This window comes from Bacteroides oleiciplenus YIT 12058, from assembly GCF_000315485.1.
In the GTDB taxonomy this organism is placed as follows: Bacteria; Bacteroidota; Bacteroidia; order Bacteroidales; family Bacteroidaceae; genus Bacteroides; species Bacteroides oleiciplenus.
This window is the reverse complement of sequence record NZ_JH992940.1, coordinates 1,300,699-1,327,120: the sequence shown is the minus strand read 5'-3', so window position 1 is coordinate 1,327,120 and position 26,422 is coordinate 1,300,699. Positions and strand designations below refer to the sequence as shown.

Sequence of the window (26,422 nt, the reverse complement as noted above, 5' to 3'; positions counted from 1 at the left end):
GGGGTTAGCCACACAATGTTGCAAAAAAGCGGTGCAAAAGTACAGCTTCTTTTTGAATTATCAAAGAGTTGGCTCTTCAAAATCAATATCAATCTTGATTTCCCCTTCCAAATCCATTCCTTTTTCATTTATTTCGGCTATCGCATTGAGTTCGGTTTCTCTATTTGCTTTTGCGTTCATATCACTTATGACTTCCAGCATTTCTTTCTGATTAATGAAATTGATAGCTTCATTCAGACCGTTCATAAACTTGTCAAAATCTTCTCTATACAAGAAAATCTTATGTTTCTCAAAACTCACCTGCGCATCTTCACCCTCACCGGTCACCACTTTCTTACTTTCGGTGATAGCGAGAAACATTTCATCCTTCCTATTCTTTTTTACATCCAGATAGTAGATTCGCTTACCTGCTTTAATGGATTTGGAGAATACAATCTCCTTATCGTTCATGTCCGCTCCGTTTTTCTTCTTTAAGTCTTCCATATTATAGGTCTCTTGTTATTAGTGGCTCCAAAATTGACGATTTTTTTTAAACTGTCAAAAGAAAATGCCCGGATAATGAACTTCTGCATTAAAAAATGTGATTTATTTGCGTAAACTCATTAAAAATGTCTACTTTTGCATCTCGTTAAAACAGTATTGATTTAAATAGACTTATGATTAACAGAGTTCTTATTCGTCTTAAGATTATACAGATTGTATATGCTTATTATCAGAATGGCAGTAAAAATTTAGACTCAGCGGAGAAAGAATTATTCTTTAGTCTTTCAAAAGCGTATGACCTTTATAATTATCTGCTAATGCTGATGGTAGCTCTGACGACTTACGCACAAAAACGCATTGATGTGGCAAAGGCCAAGTTAGCTCCGACTGCAGAGGAGTTGTATCCCAACATGAAATTTGTAGAAAACAAGTTCGTTTCGCAATTGGAAGTGAATAAGCAGTTGATGGACTTTGCCGCCAACCAGAAGCGTTCGTGGGCAAATGACGAAGACTTTGTAAAGGGGTTGTATGACAAGATTATAGTTTCCGATATATATAAGGAATATATGGCTTCGTCTGATAAATCTTATGAAGCTGACCGCGAACTGTGGAGAAAGCTCTATAAAGCTTTCATTTTCAATAATGAGGAGTTGGATATTTTGTTGGAAGATCAGAGTCTTTATTGGAATGACGACAAGGAAATAGTAGATACCTTCGTTTTGAAGACAATTAAACGTTTTGAAGAAAAGAATGGTGCTAATCAAACTTTGTTGCCTGAGTTCAAGGATGAGGAAGACCAGGAATTTGCCCGTCGTCTGTTCCGCCGCGCTATATTGAATTGTGACTACTACCGTCACCTTATCAGTGAGAATACGCGTAACTGGGATTTGGAACGTGTAGCCTTTATGGATGTAGTGATAATGCAATGTGCATTGGCAGAAATTCTGAGTTTCCCGAACATTCCGGTAAGTGTTTCGTTAAATGAGTATGTTGAAATAGCTAAGGTCTACAGTACGATAAAGAGCGGAAGTTTCGTGAACGGTACTTTGGATGGAATAGTTAATCAATTAAAAAAAGAAGGTAAGTTAGCGAAAAACTGATACCTTTGTTGAGTATTAAAAACTAAAAACGAATAATTTATGAATTTAATGACCGTATTCTTGCAAGCTCCTGCCGCAGCACCTGGTGGTGGTAGCATGATGTGGATTCTTCTGATTGCCATGTTTGCTATCATGTATTTCTTCATGATTCGCCCACAAAACAAAAAGCAGAAAGAAATTGCAAACTTTCGTAAATCACTTCAAGTGAACCAGAAGGTGATTACTGCCGGTGGTATTCATGGCGTTATCAAAGAAATTAATGATAATGATATCGTGCTTGAAATCGCTTCTAATGTTAAAATTAGAATTGATAAGAATTCTATATTCGCCGCAGCTGCTGATGCTAACAGCAATCAGGCTGCTAAATAATTTTGAATAAGTGAGCCTATGATTAATCGTAGGAACATAAAACGCATATATCTGATAACAGCGAGGAAAGTTAAGGACTTTCTGCTCAGTGATAAGAGCAGAGAGTTCTTAATTTTTTTATTCTTCTTTCTTATTGCCAGTGGATTCTGGCTACTTCAGACGTTGAATAACGATTATGAAACGGAATTCTCCATTCCTGTGCGTTTGAAAGGGGTACCGAACAATGTTGTGATAACTTCCGAACCATCTTCCGAACTGCATATCCGGGTAAAGGATAAAGGTACGGTGTTGCTTAACTACATGCTTGGGAAGAGTTTTTTTCCTATTACTCTGGATTTTTCTGATTATAAAGGAAATGACGATAATCACGTACGTATTTATTCTTCACAGTTTGAAAAGCGATTACTCAGTCAGTTGAATGTATCTACAAAGTTGCTTTCCATGAAACCCGATACATTGGAGTATATCTATTCTACAGGCGCCTCTAAATTAGTTCCGGTAAAGTTCCAGGGAACAGTGAGCGCAGGCCGTCAATATTATATCTCAGATACAATCTGCAAACCGGACTCGGTGTTGGCTTACGCACCAGAGGGAGTATTGGATACCATAACTGCCGCTTATACGCAAAAAGTGAAGTTTGAGGATGTTTCCGATACATTGAAGCGGCAAATTCCTCTGCTCGGCCGGAAAGGAGTTAAGTTTGTGCCGGCTTCAGTAGAGATGATCTTCCCGGTGGATATCTATACCGAGAAGACGGTGGAGGTTCCTTTGCGAGGTGTTAACTTCCCGGCTGGTAAAGTGTTGCGTGCATTCCCATCCAAAGTAAATGTTACTTTTCAGGTTGGTTTGAGCCATTTTCGGCAGATAACAGAGAGCGATTTTCATATCAATGTCTCTTATGAAGAGCTCCTGAGACTTGGTTCGGATAAGTATACCGTGAAACTTAAGTCGGTGCCGAAAGGTGTGAATCAGGTGCGCATCAATCCCGAACAAGTAGACTTCCTTATTGAGCAGGTAACTCCCGAATATGACAATTAAAATAGGTATAACCGGCGGTATCGGTAGTGGGAAAAGTGTAGTTTCCCGTCTGTTAGAAGCGATGGGTGTTCCCGTTTATATCTCGGACATCGAATCAAAGCGGCTGACGGCTTCAGATACTCTGATTCGCCGGGAGTTGATCGCTTTGTTGGGAGAAGAAGTTTACGCTGGTGGTGAATTGAATAAATCTTTGCTCGCTTCCTATATATTTAGTAATCCCGAACATATTCGTACAGTGAACGGTATCATTCATCCGCGGGTGCGGGATGATTTCCGTCAGTGGGTGGAGTGTCATGCCATTTATCCGATAGTGGGGATGGAGTCTGCAATTCTGATTGAAGCAGGTTTTGCAGGTGAAGTAGACACTGTGGTGATGGTTTATGCACCCGAGGAAGTCCGCATAGCACGTGCCATGCAACGCGATGCTGCTCCGCGGGAACTGGTAGAACGCCGTGTCCGTAGCCAGATGAGTGATGAGGAGAAGCGCACCAAGGCTAATTTTGTAATTGTAAACGACGGTGAAACTCCGTTAATTCCGCAGGTTTTAGAAGTTATAACTTCTCTATCTAAAAATATTGCTTACCTTTGCCCACCGAAAAAATAAAATATTACTAATAAAAAATAGAACATACTATGTTGAAGACTATTTTGTCTATCTCCGGTAAACCGGGATTGTATAAACTCATTTCACAAGGTAGAAATATGTTGATTGTAGAGTCCCTCACGGACAAGAAACGTTTCCCCGCTTATGGTAACGAAAAAATAATCTCTCTGGGTGATATCGCCATGTATACAGATACGGACGATGTACCTTTGAAAGAAGTATTGGCTGCAATGAAAGAAAAGGAAAACGGTGCTTCTGTCGTAATGGATTTGAAGAAAGCTAGCGCTGACGAACTTCGTGCTTATTTGGGCGAAGTTTTACCGGCTTTTGATCGTGACCGTGTATACCTGGCGGATATCAAGAAACTTATTTCCTGGTATAATCTGTTAGTTTCTTGTGGAATGACCGATTTTGAGGATGCTACTGAGGCTGAAGAAGTAATAGAGGAAAAGGCGGAAGAATAAATTTTAAATAAACAGTTCTTTTGATAGAATATGCGGATAATTCTGGGCAGTCCCGGATTATCCGCATTTTTTTTATGCGGTAGTTTCAGTTTTGACTACTTTTTTCTTACCTTTGTTGCCATCCTGAAATGCAGAGTGGGTAGTGACCTCTCTCACAAAGATTGAAGGATAATCATGGATAAAAGCGTTTAATATTATCTTGTACTTGAAATCTGGACAATTTCACGCTATTCAAGGATAATAGACAACAAACGCTCATGCTCTGTTGTATATGCATATTCAAATGTATAGTACGGAGCGTGGGCTGTTGTATATTATTTGAATAGTGGCAGTCCAGAGCCCCAGGTACAATAATAACAGCAGTTCCCACGCTTTATATATGAATTTACTGCCTTTAGGGGGACTTGAGGCTGCGTATTAATAAGATGGAAGAGCATAAGAGCGTAACAGTGAAGGTGGATAAAGCCGCCGGAAAGATATATGTGGACGGAGTGTTGCCGAATGCTACACTTTGTTTGTACCATATTCGGGGAAAGGTGGTTGAGGTGAAGCAGACGCAAGAGGAGAGTGCCTCGTTTGATTTGCCATGTGCAGGAGAATATGTGTTGGTTGTGACACATGCCCTGTCTGCACCAGTTGTTAAGCAGCTCGTTATAGAATAATGAAAAGGCTGTCTTGCTCCATTAATATGGCAAGACAGCCTTTTTTAAACTCATTAATTTTTCAGCTTAATTTCTGAATATTAGCCCTTCGCCACTGGCATCTACTATAATAGGCCTGCTGCGGTCTACTTCCTGCGCCAATAACTTCTTCGACAAATCATTCAGTAAGTAGTGTTGGATAGCCCGTTTCACAGGACGAGCACCGAATTCCGGATCATACCCAACTTTTGTAAGGAACTCGATAGCTCCCTCCGTCAGTACCAGTTCCACCCCATTTTGAGCCAACATTTTTTGTACACCTTTTATCTGGAGTACTACAATCTGCTTAATCTCGCTTTCGTTCAGCGGCAGGAACATGATGGTTTCATCAATACGGTTTAAAAATTCCGGACGAATCGTTTTCTTCAACATATTCATCACTTCTTTCTTTGTTTCCTCTATCACGTGCTCTTTGTTGGCACTGTTCAGTTTCTCCATCTGACTCTGGATGTAGGCACTGCCCATATTTGAGGTCATGATGATGATGGTATTCTTAAAGTTTACCACACGTCCTTTGTTGTCCGTCAATCGTCCGTCGTCCAATACTTGCAGTAGGATATTGAATACATCCGGGTGTGCTTTCTCTATTTCGTCGAATAATACCACAGAGTACGGTTTGCGCCGGATGGCTTCGGTCAATTGACCACCTTCATCATAACCCACGTATCCCGGAGGTGCTCCAACCAGACGTGATACACTATGCTTCTCTTGATATTCACTCATATCGATACGCGTCATCATGGTCTCGTCATCAAAGAGAAACTCCGCAAGTGCTTTGGCAAGTTCTGTCTTACCTACACCGGTAGTACCGAGGAAGATGAACGAACCAATCGGACGCTTGGGATCCTGTAAACCGGCACGGCTACGGCGCACGGCGTCAGCAACTGCCTGGATAGCTTCATCTTGTCCGATGACGCGTTGGTGAAGCTCGTCTTCCAGATGCAGCAGTTTATCCTTTTCGCTTTGCAGCATCTTGCTCACGGGGATACCCGTCCAACGGGATACTACGTCTGCAATGTCCTCAGCGTCTACTTCTTCCTTAATCATGGCTTTGTCGCCCTGCATGGCATGAAGCTCTTTTTGAGTATCTTCGATTTCCTGATTTAAAGCCTGTAACTTGCCATAGCGGATTTCGGCTACTTTGCCGTAGTCACCTTCGCGTTCCGCTTTGTCAGCTTCAAACTTCAGATTCTCGATTTCAACTTTGTTCTGCTGTATCCTGTTGACCAGCGTTTTCTCACTTTGCCATTTCGCCTTGTATGATTTTTCTTGTTCTTTCAACTCGGCAAGTTCTTTGCCGATATGTTCCAGTTTCGGTTTGTCATTCTCACGCTTGATAGCTTCGCGTTCAATCTCCAATTGTTTGATTTTTCGTGAAATCTCATCCAGCTCTTCCGGAACGGAATCTACCTCCATACGCAATTTGGCGGCAGCTTCATCCATCAGGTCGATAGCCTTGTCCGGCAAGAAACGATCCGTGATGTATCGGTTGCTCAACTCTACGGCGGCAATGATGGCGTCATCTTTAATTCGTACGTGGTGATGGTTTTCGTAACGTTCCTTCAGTCCACGCAGGATGGAGATGGTGCTTAGCGTATCGGGTTCGTTTACATATACAATCTGGAAACGACGTTCCAATGCTTTGTCTTTTTCGAAATATTTCTGATACTCGTCGAGAGTAGTGGCACCGATACTTCTCAGTTCGCCACGCGCCAGCGCAGGTTTTAGGATGTTGGCAGCATCCATGGCTCCTTCGCCCTTCCCGGCACCAACCAATGTGTGAATTTCATCAATGAAGAGGATAATGTCTCCTTCCGATTTCTTCACCTCGTTGATAACAGCTTTCAGACGTTCCTCGAATTCACCTTTGTATTTTGCACCGGCCACCAGTGCACCCATGTCCAGTGAGTACACTTGCTTGTTTTTCAGGTTTTCCGGTACGTCACCACGCAGGATACGGTGGGCAAGTCCTTCCACAATGGCAGTCTTACCGGTACCCGGTTCACCTATTAATATAGGATTATTTTTGGTACGGCGGCTTAGGATTTGCAGTACGCGGCGTATCTCCTCGTCACGACCGATAACCGGGTCGAGCTTACCGCTTCGGGCAGCTTCGTTCAGGTTAATGGCGTACTTTTCCAGTGACTGATAAGTATCTTCACTGGATTGTGAGGTCACCTTTTCGCCTTTGCGCAGTTCGGTGATGGCATTGCGAAGCTCATGTTCCGTCATTCCCGCATCTTTCAGGATGGTGGAGACGGTGCTTTTTACGGTCAGCAATGCCAGCAACAGATGTTCCAGTGAAACGAACTCGTCACCCATTTCTTTGGAATATTGGGTGGCTTTCTGAAAGACATCGTTCGTTTCACGGCTCAAGTAGGGTTCTCCACCCGAAACTTTGGGCAAGGAATCTGTTTGTTTGTCGAGCACGAGTGCAACCTGTTGGCCGTTCATGCCCAGCTTCTGGAAGATGAAGTTGGTGACGTTTTCGCCCACTTTCATCACTCCTTGCATCACATGAACCGGCTCGATGGCTTGCTGTCCACGGCTCTTGGCCAGATTCAGTGCTTCTTGCACCGCCTCTTGCGATTTAATGGTAAAATTGTTAAAGTTCATATCTTATATCTCCTTTCTATTTTTCATTTTCAATAACAACTAATGGGGCGCAAAAGATTTGCCAATGACTTATTTATGACAAAATAACAGTTGTTGTGTGGCGATTTGTGACAAAATGTCTTTATTTGTGGTTGCAATGTTTGTGTGGAATTAGTTATTGTATTTGTATAACTTCCCTTCATTAATATATAGTAATGTGTAAATTCTGTTTAAATCATGTGTGTAGCTAAAAGGATTATTGTATCTTTATCCCTTAAAATATAGAATATAGTATATTATGGCGGAAAATGTAAAGTTCGCAGAGAATGTGATATTGGTGGATGTAGCATACTTCAATGACGTGGTTAAGGATTTGAAGAGATACTTTGAATTGCAGTTAGGACGTTCCTTACAGAATATTTATGTAGAGGAGTGGGCTTCTTATCTGGCGCTTGATTCCGGTGTTCGTGATAAGAACAATAATATAGGAGTGCTTTTTGTGCATGATGGGCAGACAAATGAACTGCTTCACTGCGACCCTGCTAACTTGACTGAAGAATTGAATGGGGTGGGATACACTAATCAGTTGGGAGAACTTACGTTCACTTCGGTATCTTCCGAGGGACTTGTTCCGAGGGCGAATCTCTATCTTGACTTGTTGAATATAGCTTTGGATTCTGCTGATGTAAAGCGCCTCATGCTGGTTCCGTTTCTTGAAGACTATGGTGTCAAACTTATGGAAGTTCTGGATGGACATTTGAAAGATGCTGACCCGGAAAAATCAAAAGAAGTTTTTCTTTTTAATATGGATGAGCCTGCGCGTCCTCTTGCTTGCAAATGGGATTTGTTGGGTTACTCCATGATGCGTGCTTTAGGCATTAAAGCCGAAGAATTGCAATAAGCCTGTTGTTAACCATTTATCACTAACCCTTAATCACTAATTACGTGTCTGATTTTCGTTTAAAAGTTTTCCGATCCGTGGCAAAGAACCTGAGTTTCACAAAGGCTTCTCAAGAGTTGTTTGTCAGCCAGCCTGCCATTACAAAGCATATACAGGAACTGGAGAGTACTTATCAGGCACGTTTGTTTGACAGGCAGGGTAGTAAAATAAGCTTGACGGAAGCTGGGAAGCTATTGTTGGAACACTGTGATCGGATTCTGGAGGATTATAAGCAACTGGAATATGAGATGCATCTGTTGCATAATGAATATACAGGAGAGTTGAAACTTGGCGCCAGTACTACAATTGCGCAATATGTGCTGCCTCCCTTGTTGGGCAGTTTTATCCGTAAATTCTCTCAAGTCAACCTTTCTCTGCTGAACGGAAACTCCCGTGGCATAGAGACAGCCTTGCAGGAGCATCGCATAGATTTAGGTTTGGTTGAAGGTATTTACCGTCTGCCTAATTTGAAGTATACCACTTTTCTGGAAGACGAACTGGTGGCTGTGGTACATACTAAAAGCAAATTATCGCTTCCCGAAGAAATTACCCCTGAAGATTTACAGAAAATTCCTCTTGTACTCCGCGAACGCGGTTCTGGCACGCTTGATGTAATAGAACGTTCTTTGTCGGGACATAATATAAAACTTTCCAATCTCAATGTCTTGATGTACCTCGGCAGTACCGAGAGCATCAAACTCTTTCTTGAAAATGCTGATTGCATGGGCATTGTCTCCATCCGTTCCATTTTTAAGGAACTGACTGCAGGAACTTTCCGGGTGGTAGAAATCAAAGATATGTCCATGCTTCGTGAGCTTTGCTTTGTCCAACTGCAAGGGCAGGAGGGAGGCCTGTCGCAAGCTTTTATGCAGTTTGCCATGCACTATGACAGAAAGTTGTAGTTCTCTATCGTTAAACCCATATCTTTCTGGAAAGTAAATTAGTGAATAACCAAAAGTTATAATACATAAGTATAAACAATTAGTCTGTTTGAAAAAAGGAGCCTACCTTTGCACCCGAAAAATAAAGGATGTATAAATTGTAAAACAATAAAAGTATGGCTTCAAATCAAGTGTTGGCGAAGAGTATCAGTATGGCATCTCTTCAACGTAACAACAAAACTATTTACGTTTCTCTTCTCATTATTCTTTCCTTTTTCTTATTCTTAGACTATGTTCCCGGTATGCAAGCCTATTCTGCATGGGTCACTCCGCCGGTAGCTTTGTTTCTGGGGTTGGCATTCGCTTTGTCGTGCGGACAAGCACACCCGAAGTTTAATAAGAAAACATCTAAATATCTTTTGCAATATTCAGTAGTAGGTCTGGGATTTGGCATGAACTTGCAGGCATCTCTGGCTTCTGGTAAAGAAGGTATGGAATTTACGATTATTTCTGTAGTGGGTACACTGCTCATTGGCTGGCTCATCGGTCGTAAGTTCTTGAAAGTAGACCGCGATACATCCTATCTTATCAGCTCCGGTACGGCAATTTGTGGTGGTAGTGCTATTGCAGCAGTAGGCCCCGTACTGAAAGCTAAGGATAGTGAAATGTCTGTGGCTCTGGGCACTATCTTTATTCTGAATGCTATTGCGCTGTTTATCTTTCCGGCTATTGGCCATGCGCTCAATATGAGCCAGCAAGAGTTTGGTACATGGGCTGCCATTGCCATCCATGATACAAGTTCCGTGGTAGGTGCAGGTGCGGCTTATGGCGAAGAAGCCCTGAAGATAGCCACTACTATCAAGCTGACGCGCGCTCTTTGGATTATTCCTTTGGCATTTGTCACCTCTTTCATCTTTAAAAGCAAGGGGCAGAAAATCAGTATCCCCTGGTTCATCTTCTTCTTTGTATTGGCCATGGTCTTCAATACTTATGTGCTGGATACTACAGAAACAGGAGCTCTTATCGGAGCCGGTATCAATTCCTTTGCCCGTAAGACTTTAACCATTACACTGTTTTTTATCGGCGCTTCCCTTTCGCGCGATGTATTGAAAGCAGTAGGTATTAAGCCTCTCATTCAGGGAGTGTTGTTATGGGTTGTAATTAGCATAAGCACATTAGTATATATATATTGGTTCTGAAAAGAATCGCTCCCTAAGAAAAGAATGCGGCAGAAGAGATTTCTCTATTGCCGCATTTTCTTTTTCAAAAAAATAAGTTTCTTTGTAACAATATTCCGTCCCCTTACGTCTAACCGATAGATACAACAAGTAAACAGGATTGAGATACATGAAAGCCCATGGATGCTGAGAGTTTTAAAAATGAGTTTCTGCCCTATCACCGCAAACTGTACTGCGTAGCCTATCGGCTACTGGAGAATGCGGCCGATGCGGAAGACTTGGTGCAGGAAGCTTATCTGAAGCTATGGGATAAGCGGGAAGGACTGACGGTTATCAGCAATCCGGAAGCGTTCAGTGTCACTTTGGTAAAGAATATGTGTTTTGATTTGCTTCGTTCAGGAAAGTACGTCTTGTCTAAACAATCGGTAGAACTGACTGCGGTGCAGGACGTCTCTCAGACAGATAATCTGGAGATACGTGATGAAGTGCGACAAGTGAAAGATATCATTGCCCACTTGCCCGAACAGCAACAACGGATTGTGAATTTGCGCGACGTCAAAGGCTGTTCTTACGAAGAGATAGAACAAGTGACCGGATTGAACTCTACGAACGTCCGTGTACTGCTGTCCCGGGCAAGGAAAAAGATACGAGAGGAATTTAATAAATGGAATAACTATGAAAGTCGAGGAAATTGAAAGGCTGCTCGCCGAGTTTTATGAGGGGAACACTACCGAGAGCCAGGAAGAGGCGTTGAGAGATTATTTCAGAACAACGGAAGTACCTGAACATCTGTTGAAGGATAAAGAGTTTTTTCTCAGCCTTTATCAAGCTGCGGATAGAGATGTGGAAGTTCCTGCGGGCCTGGGGGATAAACTAAGTCTGCTGATTGATGAAAAGGCCGAAGAAGAACAACGATTCTTCCGCCCTAACAAGTCTAAGCGCAACTGGCGTTGGATTGGAAGTATTGCTGCTACTGTATTGCTGCTGATAGGCATCGGATATGGTGTTGATAAGTTGGGAAATGATGTATGTCCGCCTACGCCACAGGACACATTCTCCGATCCGGAAGAAGCCTATCGTGTGTTGCAGGCAACATTATTAGAAGTTTCCACTAATCTGAATCAAGGCATTGCTCAGGTAAAGGAGACGCAGGTAGACATGAAAAAAGTGAATCAGGAAGTAAAAAAAGAAATACAAAGATAAACGATTATGAAACTCAGTAAGATTTTATTAGCAGGTGCGTTGCTGCTGTTACCCCTGCTCTGCCAGGCGCAGAAAAATATATTCAATACTTATAATGATATGAAAGGGGTATCTTCGGTCTATATTTCGAAGGCAATGATTGAGATGAACCCTAATCTTTTCACGAAAGATGTCTATATCGGAAAGGTATCCGGTAAGTTGGATTGCGTGCAGATTCTCTCTACGATGGACAGTAATATCAAGAAAGATATGCGCAAAGACCTGCGTTCGTTGGTGCAGTCATCCAAGTATGAATTGCTGATGAAACAGAAAGGAACCGTATCCAGTTCTGAGTTCTATATTAACAGGAAGGGAGATAAGGTAAAGGAGTTGATTATGATAATTGACGGTGCTGCTACCTTGAAGTTCGTCTATCTGGAAGGAGAGATGACTCTGAAAGATATTCAGAATATCATGATGTATCAGAATACCGGTATGAACGAAGGAGGCAATGTTTATCGTATTGATGGTAATATTGATTTGGCGAATGCTGATATTTGGGATAGCTTGAAAGGGCTGGAGGGCTTGCAAGGGTTAGAAGGACTGAAGAGTCTGGAAAATTTGAAGAACTTGGAAAGCCTGAAAGGATTGAAAAGTCTGAAAGATTTAGGAAAACTAAAGGATAGTGAATTTCTGAAGAAACAGATGGATGCCGATACCTGGAAACGTTTTGAAAAGAGCATGGAGATGCTGGAAGAACGTTTAGAAAACCTGGAATAAGGCCATCCTGCTGATAGGTGTAAATAGTTTGTTGAAAAAGGGGAACCGATTCCGGTTCCCCTTTATTGTAGAGACTACTTGTCTTTCTTTAATGCTTCAAAAATCAATCCTTCCAGTTCCTCTGCCAATTCCGGATTATCAAGGATGACCTGTTTAGCTGCATCACGTCCCTGGGCAATCTTAGTGTCGTTGTAGCTGAACCAAGAGCCGCTTTTTTTGATGATACCCAAGTCTGCACCCAAATCGATGATTTCACCGGCACGTGAGATGCCTTCACCGAACATGATGTCGAATTCAGCACGACGGAAAGGAGGAGCCACTTTATTCTTTACAACCTTTACTTTAGTTTGCTTGCCAAGAACTTCCTCACCATTTTTTATGGCTTGGCTTCCGCGAATATCGATACGTACGGATGCATAGAATTTCAGTGCATTACCACCGGTCGTTGTTTCGGGATTGCCGAACATGACACCAATCTTTTCACGCAATTGGTTGATGAAGATGCAAGTGGTGCGTGTCTTGCTGACAGTACCGGTCAGTTTACGCAACGCCTGTGACATAAGCCGGGCTTGCAGACCTACCTTGTTCTCGCCCATATCGCCTTCTATTTCTGCTTTTGGAGTTAAGGCGGCTACGGAGTCGATGACGATGATGTCGATAGCTGAGGAGCGAATTAACTGTTCTGCAATTTCCAATGCTTGTTCACCATTGTCCGGCTGGGAAATGAAGAGATTATCTACATCTACACCCAGTTTGGCAGCGTAGAAACGGTCGAAAGCATGTTCTGCATCAATGAATGCAGCTATACCACCAGCCTTTTGTGCTTCAGCAATGGCGTGGATGGCCAGAGTCGTTTTACCAGATGACTCCGGACCGTAAATCTCGATGATACGTCCACGCGGATAACCGCCAACACCAAGTGCTACGTTCAGTCCGATAGAGCCAGTGGGGATTACTTCTACTTGTTCGACGATGCCGTCGCCCATTTTCATGATAGAACCCTTGCCAAAGCTCTTTTCTATCTTGTCCATGGCAGCTTGCAGGGCTTTCAACTTCTCGCTGGATGCCATCTTGCTGCCATTTTCGTTTTCAAAAATAAGTTCGTCTTTCTTTGCCATATTGCTTTTTACTATTTAGAGTTTTCTATAATATTTGTGCGGCGTGATCCTTGGTTTTCACTTCCTTGGGCGTAATGATACGCTCTATCACCCCTTCTTCATTAATAATGAAGGTAGTGCGGAAAGTTCCCATATACTTGCGTCCGTACATGCTTTTCTCTCCCCATACTCCGAATTGTTCCACGAGCTTCTTATCCGTGTCTGCAATGAGAGTGAAGGGTAGTTCGTTTTTCTCTATAAACTTCTGATGCGACTTTTCGTTATCCACGCTTACACCGACAACTTCGTAACCGGCTTTGCGCAGTTCCGAATAGTTATCGCGTAGGTTGCAGGCTTGCGCCGTGCAGCCTGAAGTCATATCTTTGGGATAGAAATAAAGAACTATCTTTTTCCCTTTATAGTCACTGAGGCGGATTTCTTTGCCTTTTTCGTTGATGCCCAATACTTCGGGCGCTTTATCTCCGACTTGCATAATCTATTAAATTAAGAATGAAGAATTTATACTTCCAGTTCTCCGTCAAACACTTCATGCCAAGGCAATCCCTGTTTGTTCAATTGTTCCATGAACGGGTCCGGATTAAACTCTTCCACATTCCATACGCCCGGTTTCTTCCACAAGCCTTTCATGAACATCATGGCGCCTATCATGGCAGGAACGCCTGTTGTGTAGCTTACGCCCTGCATGCCTGTTTCTTTATAAGCTTCCTGATGACTACAATTATTGTAAACGTAGTAAGTACGTTCTTTTCCATCTTTCAGACCACGGATGCGGCAACCGATGGAAGTTTCTCCTTCGTAGTTCTCGCCCAAGTCTTGCGGATTAGGCAACACGGCTTTCAGGAATTGCAGCGGAACAATCTTCACTCCGTTATAATCCACTTCATCGATACGTGCCATGCCTATATTTTGGATTACGCGTAAGTGAGTCAGATATTCCTGACCAAACGTCATCCAGAAACGTGCACGCTTAATGGTGGGGAAGTTTTTCACCAAAGATTCCAGTTCTTCGTGATATAACAAATAAGAATCGCGCGGTCCGATGTTCGGATACGTCAGATCTTTGTGAATTTCCAGTGGTTTGGTAGTTACCCATTCGCCATTCTCATAGAAACGACCGTTCTGGGTAATTTCGCGGATGTTGATTTCCGGATTAAAGTTAGTGGCAAATGCTTTGTGATGATTACCGGCATTACAGTCTACGATGTCCAGATATTGCATTTCGTCGAAATAATGTTTGGCGGCGTAGGCGGTATAGATACCACTTACACCCGGATCGAAACCACAACCGAGGATGGCTGTCAGTCCGGCATCTTCGAAACGTTTCTTGTATGCCCACTGCCAACTGTACTCAAAATGAGCCACATCTTTCGGCTCATAGTTGGCTGTATCCAGATAGTTGACTCCACTTTTCAGACAAGCTTCCATGATGGTGAGGTCTTGATAGGGGAGTGCTACGTTTATGACGATTTCGGGCTTGAAGGTATTAAAAAGAGCTACCAGTTCGTCCACATTGTCGGCATCCACCTGTGCGGTCCGGATGTTTGGGTTACCGATTGCTTTAACGATAGCGTCGCATTTGGACTTTGTGCGGCTGGCAATCATGATATCAGTGAATACATCAGGATTTTGAGCCACTTTGTGCGCAACAACGGTACCTACACCGCCTGCACCGATAATAAGAACTTTACCCATTTCTTTTGATTACAAATTTACGAGTTACAAATTATAAACTAAAGGATGGCATTATGCCGTCTCCATAATATACTAAGTGGGTTTCCGCTTAGGATAACCTCTTTTTTATTGGTGAGCAAATATAGGATTTAATTCGCAGATAAACATTAAAATCCTGCTAAATACTTTTTAGAAATAGCATCTATTTTCAAACAAACTGCTTGCATTTGGGTTATTTTACATATATAGGCTTTGCGAATATAGGCTGCACCTCAGCATAATACAAATAAATTTGCTTATGCGCTCGTTTTGTACTATATTTGTCCCGCGAAAATTAACTTAAACAACGAATAACAATGAAGAAAGTATTTGTTTCTCTCTGTATGGCAGGGGCTTTGGTAGCTTTGTCATCTTGTCGCTCGTCCAAAGATGCTGCGACGCTGTCTTCCATCAGTGGCGAATGGAATATCATAGAAATCAACGGCACTGCCGTAGTTCCCGCTCCTAATCAGGAATTTCCCTTTATAGGCTTTGACACATCTACCGGAAAAGTATTCGGTAACAGTGGTTGTAATCGTATGATGGGTTCATTCGACGTGAATGCTAAACCCGGTACGATTGACCTTGGAGCCATGGCAAGCACACGTATGGCTTGTCCGGACATGACGTTGGAACAAAACGTTTTGTCTGCTTTAGGACAGGTGAAGAAGTATAAAAAATTGGGCAAAGAGAACATGGCTTTGTGCGGTTCATCCAATCGTCCTATTATTGTATTACAAAAGAAAGCTCCTACAGTGAAACTATCAGATTTAAGTGGTAAGTGGATGATTTCCGAAGCTGGCGGTCAGGCTATTCCCGAAGGAATGGAAAAGCAACCGTTTATAGAATTCAACCTTGCTGAAAAAAGAGTACATGGCAATGCCGGTTGTAATCTTATCAATGGCGGATTTGTTGCAGATAATGAAAATTCATCTGCCATCTCTTTTCCGCAACTTGTAAGCACTATGATGGCCTGCCCGGATATGGAAGTGGAAGGCCGTGTGATGAAAGCGCTGAATGAAGTGAAGTCTTTTGGCAAACTGGCAGGCGGAGGCATCGGACTTTACGATGCAAGCAATACGCTGGTGATGGTGCTGGTGAAGAAGTGATTCAGATAATCAGAAGATAAAAAAACAGGGTGTCAATGTTCGATTGGCACCCTGTTTTTGTTTTAATGTGATACAACTTTCAGTCCGATAATCGAGCCGATCAGTGTTACAATAAAAAACATTCTCCATACAGTGGCAGGCTCTTTGGATATCAATATACCCGCCAATACGGTTCCCACTGCGCCTATTCCCGTCCATACTGCGTAAGCCGTACCGATAGGTAGGATTTGCGTTGCTTTTATCAACAAATACATGCTGATACTCATAGAAATCAGGAAACCGGTCAGCCACCAGTACATCTCGCTCCCGGTTGTTTCTTTCACTTTGCCTATGCACGATGTAAATGCCACTTCAAACAGTCCGGCAATAACTAAATATATCCAACTCATAATTTTTGTATTTGAGTACAAAGGTTATGAATTGCTTTGACTTCCCGTTTAACAAATGATAAAAAGTGATTTTACCGGAACTTCGCCCGGATGCGGCTCAGGCTGACCTGAGTGATGCCCAGATATGAAGCAATATATCCTAACTGTACTCTTTGTAGCAGATCAGGGTTGTTATTCATCAGTTCCCTGTAACGTTCCGTGGATGTTTTGAATTGCCTGCTGATGAACCGCTCTTCGGTTTTGAGCAATTCTTGTTCTGCAAATTCCCTTCCCCAGTTGGCTATGTGTATGTCTTTGCGGAAGAGTTCGTGCAAGGCTTGTTTCTTCACCTCATACAATTCGCATTCTTCCAGAAGTTCTATATTCTCATAACCTTTCCGGCCGTTCACATAGCTTTTCATCGAAACTACTGTATCTCCTTCACGTCCGAACCAAAATGTGATTTCGTTATCCTCCATCTCAGTGTAAGCACGCACAATCCCCCGCTTGATGAAATATACTTTTGTCTCTACTTTATCCGCTCTGAACAGTATATGTCCCTTGGGGTAAGTAGCCTCAGTAATAATCTCCTTCAACGCATTTCTCGATGATTCCGGGAGGATGCCTATGTTATCGATAATCTGGTTTATATCCATATGGGTGCAATTTAATGTCTTTTTTTAAGATATCCGGTTCGTACCCGGATCGTATCTGAGTCTTACTTGCTCCGTACATTCTCCACTTAGAAGTACCTCTACACGGAGCAAGTAAGGAGAATGTACGGAGCAAGTAAGGACCGGGTATAGTCAGGAAGGGGTAAAGAGACTATTAATCCTATAAAAGTTCTGCAGAATTATTTCCTTCTTTTCAGACCTGCCCGTATTCTGCTCAAAGATTGTGGTGTGATATATAGGTACGATGCAAGATGCTTCAGCGGAACATCTTGCAATAGTTCCGGGTTCTCTTCCATTAAAGTCAGATAGCGTTCCTTGGCACTGGGGGTGCCGTATGCCACTGTGTAACCATCAATGAGCAGGACTTCCTGTTCAAAAACCTTTCTGCCGAAATTGGCTAATTTAATGGATTGATTGAAGAGTTCCTCCAGAGCGGATTTAGCGATGCAGTAGGCAGTGCTCTCATTCACAGATTCAATATTGACCAAAGAAATTTCATTGTTGACGTATCCCCAGGAGCAAAAGGCTATCTCGCCTGTTCCGGCAAACCAGAGGGAACTTTCGGTTCCATCCATCATATAATAAGAACGCCAGATACCTTTCTTTAAAATGTAGAAATTAGTATTGCGTTCCCCTTCTTTTACGATTGTTTCCCCTTTGCCGAAATGATATTCTGTCATGTGTGACAAAAGTTCACGCAGGCTTTCTTCCGGGAGTCTGTATCTTTGGCAGAATTTCTTTATCATCGTTTCCATGTGGCAAAGATACTATATTTTTTTTGCGCTTCCTTTTCGCTCTTATATAAATAATGAGTATGAAGAGGGTGGTAAGTAACTCTGCTAACGGGGTTGCCAGCCAGATGCCCGGATTGCCAAGGAGCAGGGGAAGACCGAAAAAACAGGTTGTCAACAGGACAAAGCCACGCAGTAGGGTGATGACAGTGGCATATCGTGCACGTTCCACACTTTGGAAATATCCGATGGAAACAATGTTGACGGCGAAGAATACAAAGCCGGTAGCATAAAAAGGAAGTCCTTTACTGGCTATTTCGTAAGCCGGATAACTGCGGTCTATGAACATGGAGACAATCTCCGGGCTGAATAATGCTGTTATCAGCGCAAAGGCTGCACCGCAACTGATGGCTGTTTTTAGTGCCAACAGGTAGGCTCGGCGGACGCGGGTTTCTTCGTGAAGTCCGTGGTTGTAACTGATGATGGGTTGTGCCGACTGGGCAATGGCATTGTACACCATAAATATAATAGGGAAGAAGTAGCAGGCAATGCTGAATGCTGCCACACCTTCTTCTTTCAGATAGTGTATGAATACGATATTGCCAACAAACATCATACAGGCAATAGCGACTTCGCACAGGAATGCGGAGGAACCTAAACGGCACATGTAGCCTATGTTGCGGCGGGTCAGTTGCATACTTTTGCGGCTTAGTTTCACCGGGTAGAAGCGTAAGGCACATTGGCGACGGGAGAGGTAGACGATTATCATCAGTGCGCCAACCGTAGTACCGATGGCACTGGCAATGGCCGCACCAAACATTCCCCAGCCAAAATGGAAGATGAACAGGTAATCAAGAATGATGTTCAGGACGGCAGCCACTACGTTGCATATCATAGCAAAGTTGGGCGAACCATTCAGGCGCAGGAAGAACATGCCAGAGTTGAGCAGGGCGGTAAACGCCGAAAACGGGACAAACCACACCATATATTCTATTGCTAATGGAGCCAGCCGTTCCGAACCGCCCAATAGCTGCACTACCTGCGGAGCAAAGCAGCAGAATAGGGTAGAGGTTGTTAGTAATAATAGTGAAGATACGACTATAGACTGTGTGATATTGATGCGGGCGGCTTTCACCTTTCCATGAGATAGGTGGATGGATGCCACAACAGAGGCTCCTACACCAAACATCAACCCGACACCGGTGGAGAATAACCATAATGGTGACACAATGTTTACTGCTGCAAGTGCGTCACTGCCAATGCCTTTTCCTACGAATATCCCGTCTGTAATTACAAATAAGGCGGAAAATATCATGCCCAGTACAGTAGGGAGTAATAATTTGCGGAACAATGCCGCAATGTTCATGTTTTTAAAATCAATGTTATCTCTTTCCATAATTAAATTACAAGTTGTTTCGCTGTGTTTACGGACGAAAATATCCATCGTTGGTAGCTCATCTTGTTTTCAGTCTGCAAAAGTAGCGCATTTATATAGGACAACGATTAACAAATGGTAATTTTCGACAGAAAAGTGAAGAGAAATTCTGCCAAACTGACAGCATTCCTGCCAAGCGATAAAATTACAATCCCTCTGAACATTTTGGCACGACGTTTGTCTTTCTATTGGCGTCTGCTGCTGAGGCAGGCGAGATGAAACTTGAATAATAACAAATAAAATAGTAACGATCATGGGAAAAATTATTGGTATTGACTTAGGAACTACAAACTCTTGCGTTTCTGTATTTGAAGGAAACGAGCCTGTAGTAATTGCAAACAGTGAAGGAAAACGCACTACTCCGTCTATCGTAGCATTCGTAGATGGTGGCGAGCGTAAAGTGGGTGACCCTGCAAAACGTCAGGCTATCACGAACCCGACGAGAACCGTGTTCTCAATCAAACGTTTCATGGGTGAATCATGGGACCAGGTACAAAAAGAAATAGCCCGCATGCCTTACAAGGTGGTGAAGGGTGACAACAATATGCCGCGTGTAGATATAGATGGTCGTCTGTATACTCCGCAGGAAATTTCAGCCATGATTCTTCAGAAAATGAAGAAGACTGCTGAGGACTATTTGGGACAAGAAGTGACGGAAGCTGTTATTACCGTTCCGGCTTACTTCTCCGATTCTCAGCGTCAGGCTACCAAAGAAGCCGGTCAGATTGCCGGTCTGGAAGTGAAGCGTATCGTGAACGAACCGACAGCTGCTGCCTTGGCTTACGGTATCGATAAAGCGAACAAAGATATGAAGGTTGCCGTATTCGACCTTGGTGGTGGTACATTTGATATCTCTGTCCTTGAATTCGGTGGCGGTGTGTTTGAAGTTTTGTCAACGAATGGTGATACTCACCTTGGGGGGGATGACTTTGACCATGTAATCATCAATTGGTTGGTAGAAGAATTCAAGAACGACGAAGGTGCTGACCTGACTCAGGACCCGATGGCTATGCAACGTTTGAAAGAGGCTGCTGAAAAGGCTAAGATTGAATTGTCTTCTTCTACAAGCACCGAAATCAACTTGCCGTATATCATGCCGGTAGGTGGTGTGCCCAAGCACTTGGTTAAGACTTTGACCCGTGCTAAGTTTGAAGCTCTGGCTCACAATTTGATTCAGGCTTGTTTGGAACCCTGTAAGAAGGCTATGTCTGACGCTGGTTTGAACAATGCTGATATTGACGAAGTAATCCTTGTAGGTGGTTCTTCTCGTATTCCGGCTGTACAGAAGTTGGTTGAAGACTTCTTCGGAAAGGCTCCTTCCAAAGGTGTGAACCCAGATGAAGTAGTAGCTGTGGGTGCTGCTGTGCAGGGTGCTGTATTGACGGATGAGATTAAAGGTGTGGTATTGCTGGATGTTACTCCGCTGTCTATGGGTATCGAAACTCTGGGTGGTGTAATGACGAAGCTGATTGATGCTAATACCACTATTCCGTGTAAGAAGAGCGAAACCTTCTCTACGGCTGCCGACAACCAGACGGAAGTTACCATCCATGTATTGCAGGGTGAACGTCCGATGGCTGCACAAAACAAATCTATCGGTCAGTTCAACCTGACAGGTATTGCTCCGGCACGTCGTGGTGTTCCTCAGATTGAGGTAACGTTCGATATCGATGCTAACGGTATCTTGAAGGTATCTGCCAAAGATAAGGCTACCGGTAAGGAACAAGCTATCCGTATCGAGGCTTCCAGTGGTTTGAGCAAGGAAGAAATTGAAAAGATGAAAGCTGAGGCAGAAGCTAACGCAGAAGCTGACAAGAAAGAACGTGAAAAGATTGACAAGCTGAATCAGGCTGACTCAATGATTTTCACTACTGAAAATCAGTTGAAAGAGCTGGGTGATAAATTACCGGCTGATAAGAAAGCTCCGATTGAAGCTGCTTTGCAGAAACTGAAAGATGCTCACAAGGCACAGGATTTAGCTGCAGTGGATACCGCCATGGCAGAATTGAATACTGCATTTCAGGCTGCAAGCGCTGAGATGTATGCACAGAGCGGTGCCCAAGGTGGTGCTCAGGCTGGTCCGGATATGAATGGCGGACAACAAGCTGGCGGTGCTCAGGATAATAGTAAGCACGGTGACAATGTGCAGGATGCGGACTTCGAAGAGGTGAAGTAAGATTAGTTAGATAAACTAAGTATATTAAAGGGAAAAGCTGTAAATCTATGATTTATGGCTTTTCCCTTTTTTTGATACCTTTTTCCTTTTGCAAAAAGAAATCTATTATTTTTATATCTGATATTTTGCCTTACATGATAATTTATTTACCTTTGATTGAAGAAGACATTCATAACCTTAATATATTAAAGAAAAAGACATGAACAAATCAATTAACTACTGTAGGAAATTCAAGGCATTATCGTTTACTTTTCTACTCTCTTGTACGCTATCCTGCCTGCCTGCGTATGCGGTAGAAGAAAGTAATATCGGAACAACGCAACAAGAAACTAAAATTGTCAATGTAGTAAAAATCAACCCGGCTGCGGTTGACATCTTATTTTCTAACCATCAACGCATGACACTCGATTTCTACGGAGAGAATATTTTCAGAATGTTTCAGGATAATTCGGGCGGAATGCTTAGGGATCCGGAAGCAAAGCCGGAAGCTAAAATTCTCGTAAGCCAACCACGTAGAGATGTGTCGCAATTGGATCTTAAAAACAATGCCGATTCCATCTCCATCATTACTGGAAAGATTAAAGTAGAGTTCGATAAAAACACTACATTGATGAAAGTCACTAACCTTGAAACAGGAACTACTGTGCTGGAACAGGCTGAACCCGTTCTTTTTGACAAAGAAAGGGTCACCCTGAAACTGAAAGAAACCTCGCAGGAATATTTCTATGGTGGTGGTGTGCAGAATGGACGTTTCTCGCACAAGGGCAAAGCGATCTCTATTGAAAATCAAAATAGCTGGACGGATGGTGGCGTAGCATCGCCTAATCCATTTTATTGGTCGACAGGTGGTTACGGTTTGATGTGGTATACTTTCAAAAGAGGAGTCTACGACTTCGGAAGAGAAGAGAAGGGCATTGTGAAGCTGTTTCACCAAACGACCTATCTTGACCTCTTTATCATGGTCAATGATGGTGCTACTTCTTTGTTAAACGACTATTACCAACTGACTGGACATCCTGTACTGATACCGAAGTTCGGTTTCTACCAAGGACATCTGAATGCTTACAACCGTGACTACTGGAAAGAAGACGAAAATGGCATCTTGTTTGAAGACGGGAAACGCTACAAAGAAAGCCAGAAAGATAATGGCGGTATCAAAGAATCATTGAATGGGGAAAAGGATAATTACCAATTCTCGGCACGCGCTGTGATAGATCGTTACAAGAACCATGACATGCCACTGGGTTGGCTGTTACCTAATGATGGCTACGGAGCTGGTTACGGTCAGACGGAAACATTGGACGGTAATATTCGGAACTTGAAGAATTTGACAGGTTATGCCCGTAAGAATGGTGTGGAAATAGGTCTGTGGACACAGTCCGACCTCCATCCTAAAGAGGGTATCAGCGCTTTGTTGCAACGTGATATTGTAAAAGAGGTGCGTGATGCAGGTGTACGTGTACTGAAAACCGACGTTGCCTGGGTAGGTGCCGGATATTCCTTTGGACTGAACGGCATCACGGACGTAGCACAGATTATGTCTTACTATGGCAATGATGCCCGTCCCTTCATTATCTCCCTCGATGGTTGGGCCGGTACACAACGCTATGCCGGTATCTGGTCGGGCGACCAGACCGGAGGTGTTTGGGAGTACATCCGCTTCCACATCCCGACTTATATCGGTTCGGGGCTGTCGGGTAACCCCAATATCTGTTCTGATATGGACGGTATTTTCGGTGGAAAGAATCCGGTAATCAACACCAGGGATTTTCAGTGGAAAACCTTCACACCGATGCAGTTGAATATGGACGGATGGGGAGCCAATGAAAAGTATCCTCATGCTTTGGGCGAACCAGCCACTTCTATCAATCGCTGGTATCTGAAACTGAAATCGGAAATCATGCCTTATGCTTACAGCATTGCCAGAGAATCAGTGGACGGTCTGCCTATGATACGGGCTATGTTTCTGGAATATCCCAATGCTTACACACTGGGTAGAGCCACTCAATATCAGTTCCTCTATGGTCCGTATTTTCTGGTAGCGCCTGTTTACCAGGCTACCAAGGCAGATGGGCAAGGTAACGACATCCGCAACGGTATTTATCTTCCCGAAGGTGAATGGGTCGATTATTTTTCCGGTGAAGTATATCAGGGCGGACGCATCATCAATAACTATGCTGCACCACTCTGGAAATTACCCGTATTCGTGAAGAAAGGAGCCATTATTCCTATGACATCCCCCCATAACAATGTTAACGAAATAGACAAAAAACTGCGGATATACGAACTCTATCCTTGCGGACAGAGCACATTTACCGAGTATGATGATGATGGAACGACCGAAGAATACCGTTCAGGTAAGGGCGTAAGTACAGTGATTGAATCCGACGTCAACGCTAAAGGGAATGTTACAGTTACTATTCATCCGGCTCAGGGTGATTTTGACGGTTTCGTAAAAGAGAAAGCTACCGAGTTTAGAATTAATGTAACTGAAAAGCCTAAGAAGATTTCGGCAACTATCGGCAAGAATAAGATTAAACTTACAGAAGCAGGCAGCATGGACGAATTCCTTCGGAAAGAGGATGTTTACTTCTACGCTGCCCAGCCAAACCTGAATAAATTTGCCACCAAAGGCAGTGAGTTCGAAAAAGAGGTTATTACCAAGAACCCTCAACTTCTTGTCCGATTGGCTGTTGCCGATATTACGGCAGCCCCGACAGTATTGAAGATAGACGGATTTATATTTGCTCCGGCGGACAATTATCTGGTAGCCTCGGGCTCACTGGTTGCCCCTCAGGCGCAGGTGACCGAAGAAAATGCTGCAGCCTATACTCTGAAACCGACTTGGAACAAGGTGGACAATGCAGATTATTATGAAATCGAATTTGATGGCATGATTTATAGCACCATAAAAGATACAGAATTATTGTTTGATGGTCTGAGCGTGGAGACAAATTATTGTTTCAAAATACGTTCTGTAAACAAAGACGGACAGTCTGACTGGTCATCTTTCAGCGCCACTACCAAGAAAGATCCGCTGGAATTTGCCATACATGGTATTGTGGGGGAAACTACTGCTGCTAATCAGGGCCGTTCGCTTCGCCGTCTGTTCGATTTTGAAGAAGGCGAATTGTGGCACACCAAGTATAATGAAAAAGCTGTTCCCTTCGATTTGATTATGGACTTGAAGTCCATCAACCAGGTTGAGAAGTTCCACTACCTGCCCCGTGAGAATGCCGGAAACGGAACGCTGCTGAAAGGTAATGTGTACTACAGTATGGATAAAGAAAACTGGACCGATGTGGGATCTTTCGACTGGAAGCGCGATAATGAAGTGAAGATATTCACCTTTGCCCAAGCTCCTACCGCCCGTTATATTAAGATGAGTATCACTGAGGCTGTGGGTAATTATGGTTCGGGACAGGAGATCTACGTCTTTCGGGTGCCTGAAACGGAAAGTTATCTGCCGGGTGACATCAACAACGACAAGTTGGTTGACGAAAATGATCTGACCTCCTATATCAATTACACAGGACTGAGACGTGGTGATGCCGACTTTGAAGGATACATCAGTAACGGCGATTTGAACCGTAACGGTTTGATAGATGCCTACGACATCTCTGTGGTTGCCACGCAACTGGATGGCGGTGCCGATGCCGTAAGAGGTGAGAAGGTGGAAGGAAGCCTCAGCATCAGCACGCCCAAACAAGCTTATGCCAAAGATGAAATCGTTGAAGTACTTGTGAAGGGAACCGATCTGCATTTTGTGAATGCCCTCAGCTTTGCGTTACCTTACGATCCTGCTGATTATGAATTTGTAGGTATACAGTCGCTGGGTATGAAGGAGATGGAGAACCTGACCAATGACAGGCTCCATACCAATGGTACCAAGTCATTGTATCCTACGTTCGTAAACATAGGAGAGCGCGATACGCTTGAGGGAGACGGTGACCTCTTCATCATCAAGCTCAAAGCCAAGCGGAAAATAACCTTCAACTTGAAGGCGATAGACGGATACTTGGTAGACAAACTATTGAATGTGCATACGTTCTAAAAAGAAACGAGATTTTATTATAGAAAAAGGTGCATCAGAAACCAATCTGACGCACCTTCTTCTGTTTTAAGCGCTACTTTCGGAAGATTTAGAATCGGCCTTCCTGCAAATAACCATATTCTCTGGCTGTGTCAAAACAGGGACATTCTTCCAGCCATGATTCCGGCTCTACCTGTAAGTTGTCATCTGCCATTTGAGGTAAATCACGATGTCCGCAGATGTGGCATTTGGGGAAATCGATGAGAAGTGTTTTGAGCAGGACTATCATAGAATGTTTTTGCCATTCGGTACGTGTATCTTTGGGTACTCCGTGGCGGTTGAGGCCACCTTCATAGCATATAGCAATGCTACTAATATTATGTCCTCTGGCATGCGCTCCCGGCTTTCGGATAGGACGTGTGTTCTTTATATCTCCGTTCTTCCGGATATAATAATGGTAGCCGGTACCATTTAACCCACGTTGCCGGTGCGATTTTTCTAACTCCATTTCCGTTAATGTATCATTTTCCTTTGTTGCGGAACAATGAATGACTATCAGATGAATTGTTCTCATAGGTGTTAAATGTTTTGTAAGGTGAATACTTTGTCTATTCATCGCAAGAGAACAATAAGTTTAAATCAATGTTCACATTTGCAAAGGCTTATTTGCTGTTTTTACATTCTTTTGCTTATTAGGTGTCTGAGTGATGATTGTTGGAAATATTTCCTATAGGAAACTTTTTCCTTGTTTTT

The 26,422-nt window shown here is 43.2% G+C and carries 25 protein-coding genes; 15 read left to right on the top strand and 10 right to left on the bottom strand.

The annotated features are described in order from the left end of the window. Window positions 1–60: 60 nt before the first annotated feature. Entirely contained in the window at window positions 61–483 is a 423-nt protein-coding gene (locus HMPREF9447_RS05780) for a PUR family DNA/RNA-binding protein (protein WP_009128763.1), read from the bottom strand. Window positions 484–656: 173 nt separating this feature from the next. Here HMPREF9447_RS05780 and nusB point away from each other — a divergent pair, with 173 nt between their 5' ends. From nusB to HMPREF9447_RS05750, 6 genes are all read left to right on the top strand, one after another. Next, entirely contained in the window at window positions 657–1,583 is a 927-nt protein-coding gene (nusB, locus tag HMPREF9447_RS05775; protein WP_009128761.1) for a transcription antitermination factor NusB, read from the top strand. 39 nt (window positions 1,584–1,622) lie between these two features. Beyond that, complete coding sequence (gene yajC / locus HMPREF9447_RS05770; RefSeq protein WP_007213184.1) at window positions 1,623–1,952, top strand: preprotein translocase subunit YajC; 330 nt, start codon at window positions 1,623–1,625, stop codon at window positions 1,950–1,952. An 18-nt stretch (window positions 1,953–1,970) separates the two neighbouring features. Beyond that, entirely contained in the window at window positions 1,971–2,990 is a 1,020-nt protein-coding gene (locus HMPREF9447_RS05765; protein ID WP_009128760.1) for a CdaR family protein, read from the top strand. Next, the gene (gene coaE, locus HMPREF9447_RS05760) at window positions 2,980–3,594 is read left to right on the top strand and encodes a dephospho-CoA kinase (protein ID WP_009128759.1); all 615 of its coding nucleotides are present in this window, start codon (window positions 2,980–2,982) and stop codon (window positions 3,592–3,594) included. Before HMPREF9447_RS05765 ends, coaE begins: the two co-directional genes overlap by 11 nt. Window positions 3,595–3,623: 29 nt before the next feature. Then, window positions 3,624–4,058, top strand: a complete 435-nt coding sequence (locus tag HMPREF9447_RS05755) for a DUF5606 family protein (protein ID WP_009128758.1) — start codon at window positions 3,624–3,626, stop codon at window positions 4,056–4,058. Between the two features lie 425 nt (window positions 4,059–4,483). Next, complete coding sequence (locus HMPREF9447_RS05750; RefSeq protein WP_009128757.1) at window positions 4,484–4,720, top strand: hypothetical protein; 237 nt, start codon at window positions 4,484–4,486, stop codon at window positions 4,718–4,720. 66 nt (window positions 4,721–4,786) lie between these two features. Here the strand turns inward: HMPREF9447_RS05750 and clpB are convergent, their stop codons facing one another. After that, window positions 4,787–7,375, bottom strand: a complete 2,589-nt coding sequence (clpB, locus tag HMPREF9447_RS05745) for an ATP-dependent chaperone ClpB (protein ID WP_009128756.1) — start codon at window positions 7,373–7,375, stop codon at window positions 4,787–4,789. A 277-nt stretch (window positions 7,376–7,652) separates the two neighbouring features. Here clpB and HMPREF9447_RS05740 point away from each other — a divergent pair, with 277 nt between their 5' ends. The 6 genes from HMPREF9447_RS05740 (at window position 7,653) to HMPREF9447_RS05715 (ending at window position 12,315) form a co-directional block, all read left to right on the top strand. Continuing rightward, window positions 7,653–8,255 (top strand): DUF6621 family protein, encoded by a 603-nt coding sequence (locus HMPREF9447_RS05740; RefSeq protein WP_009128755.1) that lies wholly within the window; start codon window positions 7,653–7,655, stop codon window positions 8,253–8,255. A gap of 44 nt (window positions 8,256–8,299) precedes the next feature. Continuing rightward, entirely contained in the window at window positions 8,300–9,196 is an 897-nt protein-coding gene (locus HMPREF9447_RS05735) for a LysR family transcriptional regulator (RefSeq protein ID WP_009128754.1), read from the top strand. Window positions 9,197–9,351: 155 nt separating this feature from the next. Then, window positions 9,352–10,374 carry a YeiH family protein gene (locus HMPREF9447_RS05730; protein ID WP_009128753.1) on the top strand — a complete coding sequence of 341 codons (1,023 nt, stop codon included), beginning with the start codon at window positions 9,352–9,354 and terminating at the stop codon, window positions 10,372–10,374. Between the two features lie 158 nt (window positions 10,375–10,532). Then, on the top strand, window positions 10,533–11,048 hold the full coding sequence (locus HMPREF9447_RS05725; RefSeq protein ID WP_009128752.1) for an RNA polymerase sigma factor: 516 nt from the start codon (window positions 10,533–10,535) through the stop codon (window positions 11,046–11,048). After that, a complete protein-coding gene (locus HMPREF9447_RS05720; RefSeq protein ID WP_009128751.1) occupies window positions 11,029–11,556 on the top strand; it encodes a hypothetical protein in 528 nt (175 codons plus the stop codon). Before HMPREF9447_RS05725 ends, HMPREF9447_RS05720 begins: the two co-directional genes overlap by 20 nt. 6 nt (window positions 11,557–11,562) lie before the next feature. After that, window positions 11,563–12,315: a DUF4252 domain-containing protein gene (locus HMPREF9447_RS05715; RefSeq protein ID WP_009128750.1), complete on the top strand. Its 753-nt coding sequence runs from the start codon at window positions 11,563–11,565 to the stop codon at window positions 12,313–12,315. A gap of 74 nt (window positions 12,316–12,389) precedes the next feature. On the opposite strand, the gene recA is transcribed toward HMPREF9447_RS05715, so the two are convergent. From recA to HMPREF9447_RS05700, 3 genes are read right to left on the bottom strand one after another with little or no spacing between them, the layout of a single operon-like run. After that, complete coding sequence (gene recA, locus HMPREF9447_RS05710) at window positions 12,390–13,433, bottom strand: recombinase RecA (protein WP_009128749.1); 1,044 nt, start codon at window positions 13,431–13,433, stop codon at window positions 12,390–12,392. A 25-nt stretch (window positions 13,434–13,458) separates the two neighbouring features. Further along, window positions 13,459–13,905 carry a thioredoxin-dependent thiol peroxidase gene (gene bcp, locus HMPREF9447_RS05705; RefSeq protein ID WP_009128748.1) on the bottom strand — a complete coding sequence of 149 codons (447 nt, stop codon included), beginning with the start codon at window positions 13,903–13,905 and terminating at the stop codon, window positions 13,459–13,461. Window positions 13,906–13,931: 26 nt separating this feature from the next. Next, entirely contained in the window at window positions 13,932–15,125 is a 1,194-nt protein-coding gene (locus tag HMPREF9447_RS05700) for a saccharopine dehydrogenase family protein (RefSeq protein WP_009128747.1), read from the bottom strand. 335 nt (window positions 15,126–15,460) lie between these two features. On the opposite strand from HMPREF9447_RS05700, the gene HMPREF9447_RS05695 reads away from it, so the two are divergent. Continuing rightward, the gene (locus HMPREF9447_RS05695; RefSeq protein ID WP_009128746.1) at window positions 15,461–16,252 is read left to right on the top strand and encodes an META domain-containing protein; all 792 of its coding nucleotides are present in this window, start codon (window positions 15,461–15,463) and stop codon (window positions 16,250–16,252) included. Window positions 16,253–16,314: 62 nt separating this feature from the next. Here HMPREF9447_RS05695 and HMPREF9447_RS05690 read toward each other — a convergent pair whose 3' ends face one another. From HMPREF9447_RS05690 to HMPREF9447_RS05675, 4 genes are all read right to left on the bottom strand, one after another. Continuing rightward, window positions 16,315–16,641, bottom strand: coding sequence for a DMT family transporter (locus tag HMPREF9447_RS05690; RefSeq protein ID WP_009128745.1), 327 nt, complete (start codon window positions 16,639–16,641; stop codon window positions 16,315–16,317). A gap of 71 nt (window positions 16,642–16,712) precedes the next feature. Continuing rightward, a complete protein-coding gene (locus HMPREF9447_RS05685; protein WP_009128744.1) occupies window positions 16,713–17,276 on the bottom strand; it encodes a Crp/Fnr family transcriptional regulator in 564 nt (187 codons plus the stop codon). A 197-nt stretch (window positions 17,277–17,473) separates the two neighbouring features. Next, complete coding sequence (locus tag HMPREF9447_RS05680; RefSeq protein ID WP_009128743.1) at window positions 17,474–18,049, bottom strand: Crp/Fnr family transcriptional regulator; 576 nt, start codon at window positions 18,047–18,049, stop codon at window positions 17,474–17,476. After that, a complete protein-coding gene (locus HMPREF9447_RS05675; protein ID WP_044137779.1) occupies window positions 17,988–19,421 on the bottom strand; it encodes an MATE family efflux transporter in 1,434 nt (477 codons plus the stop codon). Before HMPREF9447_RS05675 ends, HMPREF9447_RS05680 begins: the two co-directional genes overlap by 62 nt. A gap of 292 nt (window positions 19,422–19,713) precedes the next feature. Here HMPREF9447_RS05675 and dnaK point away from each other — a divergent pair, with 292 nt between their 5' ends. Then, window positions 19,714–21,636 carry a molecular chaperone DnaK gene (gene dnaK / locus HMPREF9447_RS05670; protein WP_009128741.1) on the top strand — a complete coding sequence of 641 codons (1,923 nt, stop codon included), beginning with the start codon at window positions 19,714–19,716 and terminating at the stop codon, window positions 21,634–21,636. A 199-nt stretch (window positions 21,637–21,835) separates the two neighbouring features. Next, a complete protein-coding gene (locus HMPREF9447_RS05665) occupies window positions 21,836–25,690 on the top strand; it encodes a TIM-barrel domain-containing protein (RefSeq protein ID WP_009128739.1) in 3,855 nt (1,284 codons plus the stop codon). 88 nt (window positions 25,691–25,778) lie between these two features. Here the strand turns inward: HMPREF9447_RS05665 and HMPREF9447_RS05660 are convergent, their stop codons facing one another. Continuing rightward, on the bottom strand, window positions 25,779–26,243 hold the full coding sequence (locus HMPREF9447_RS05660) for an N-acetylmuramoyl-L-alanine amidase (RefSeq protein WP_009128738.1): 465 nt from the start codon (window positions 26,241–26,243) through the stop codon (window positions 25,779–25,781). Between the last annotated feature and the right edge of the window lie 179 nt (window positions 26,244–26,422).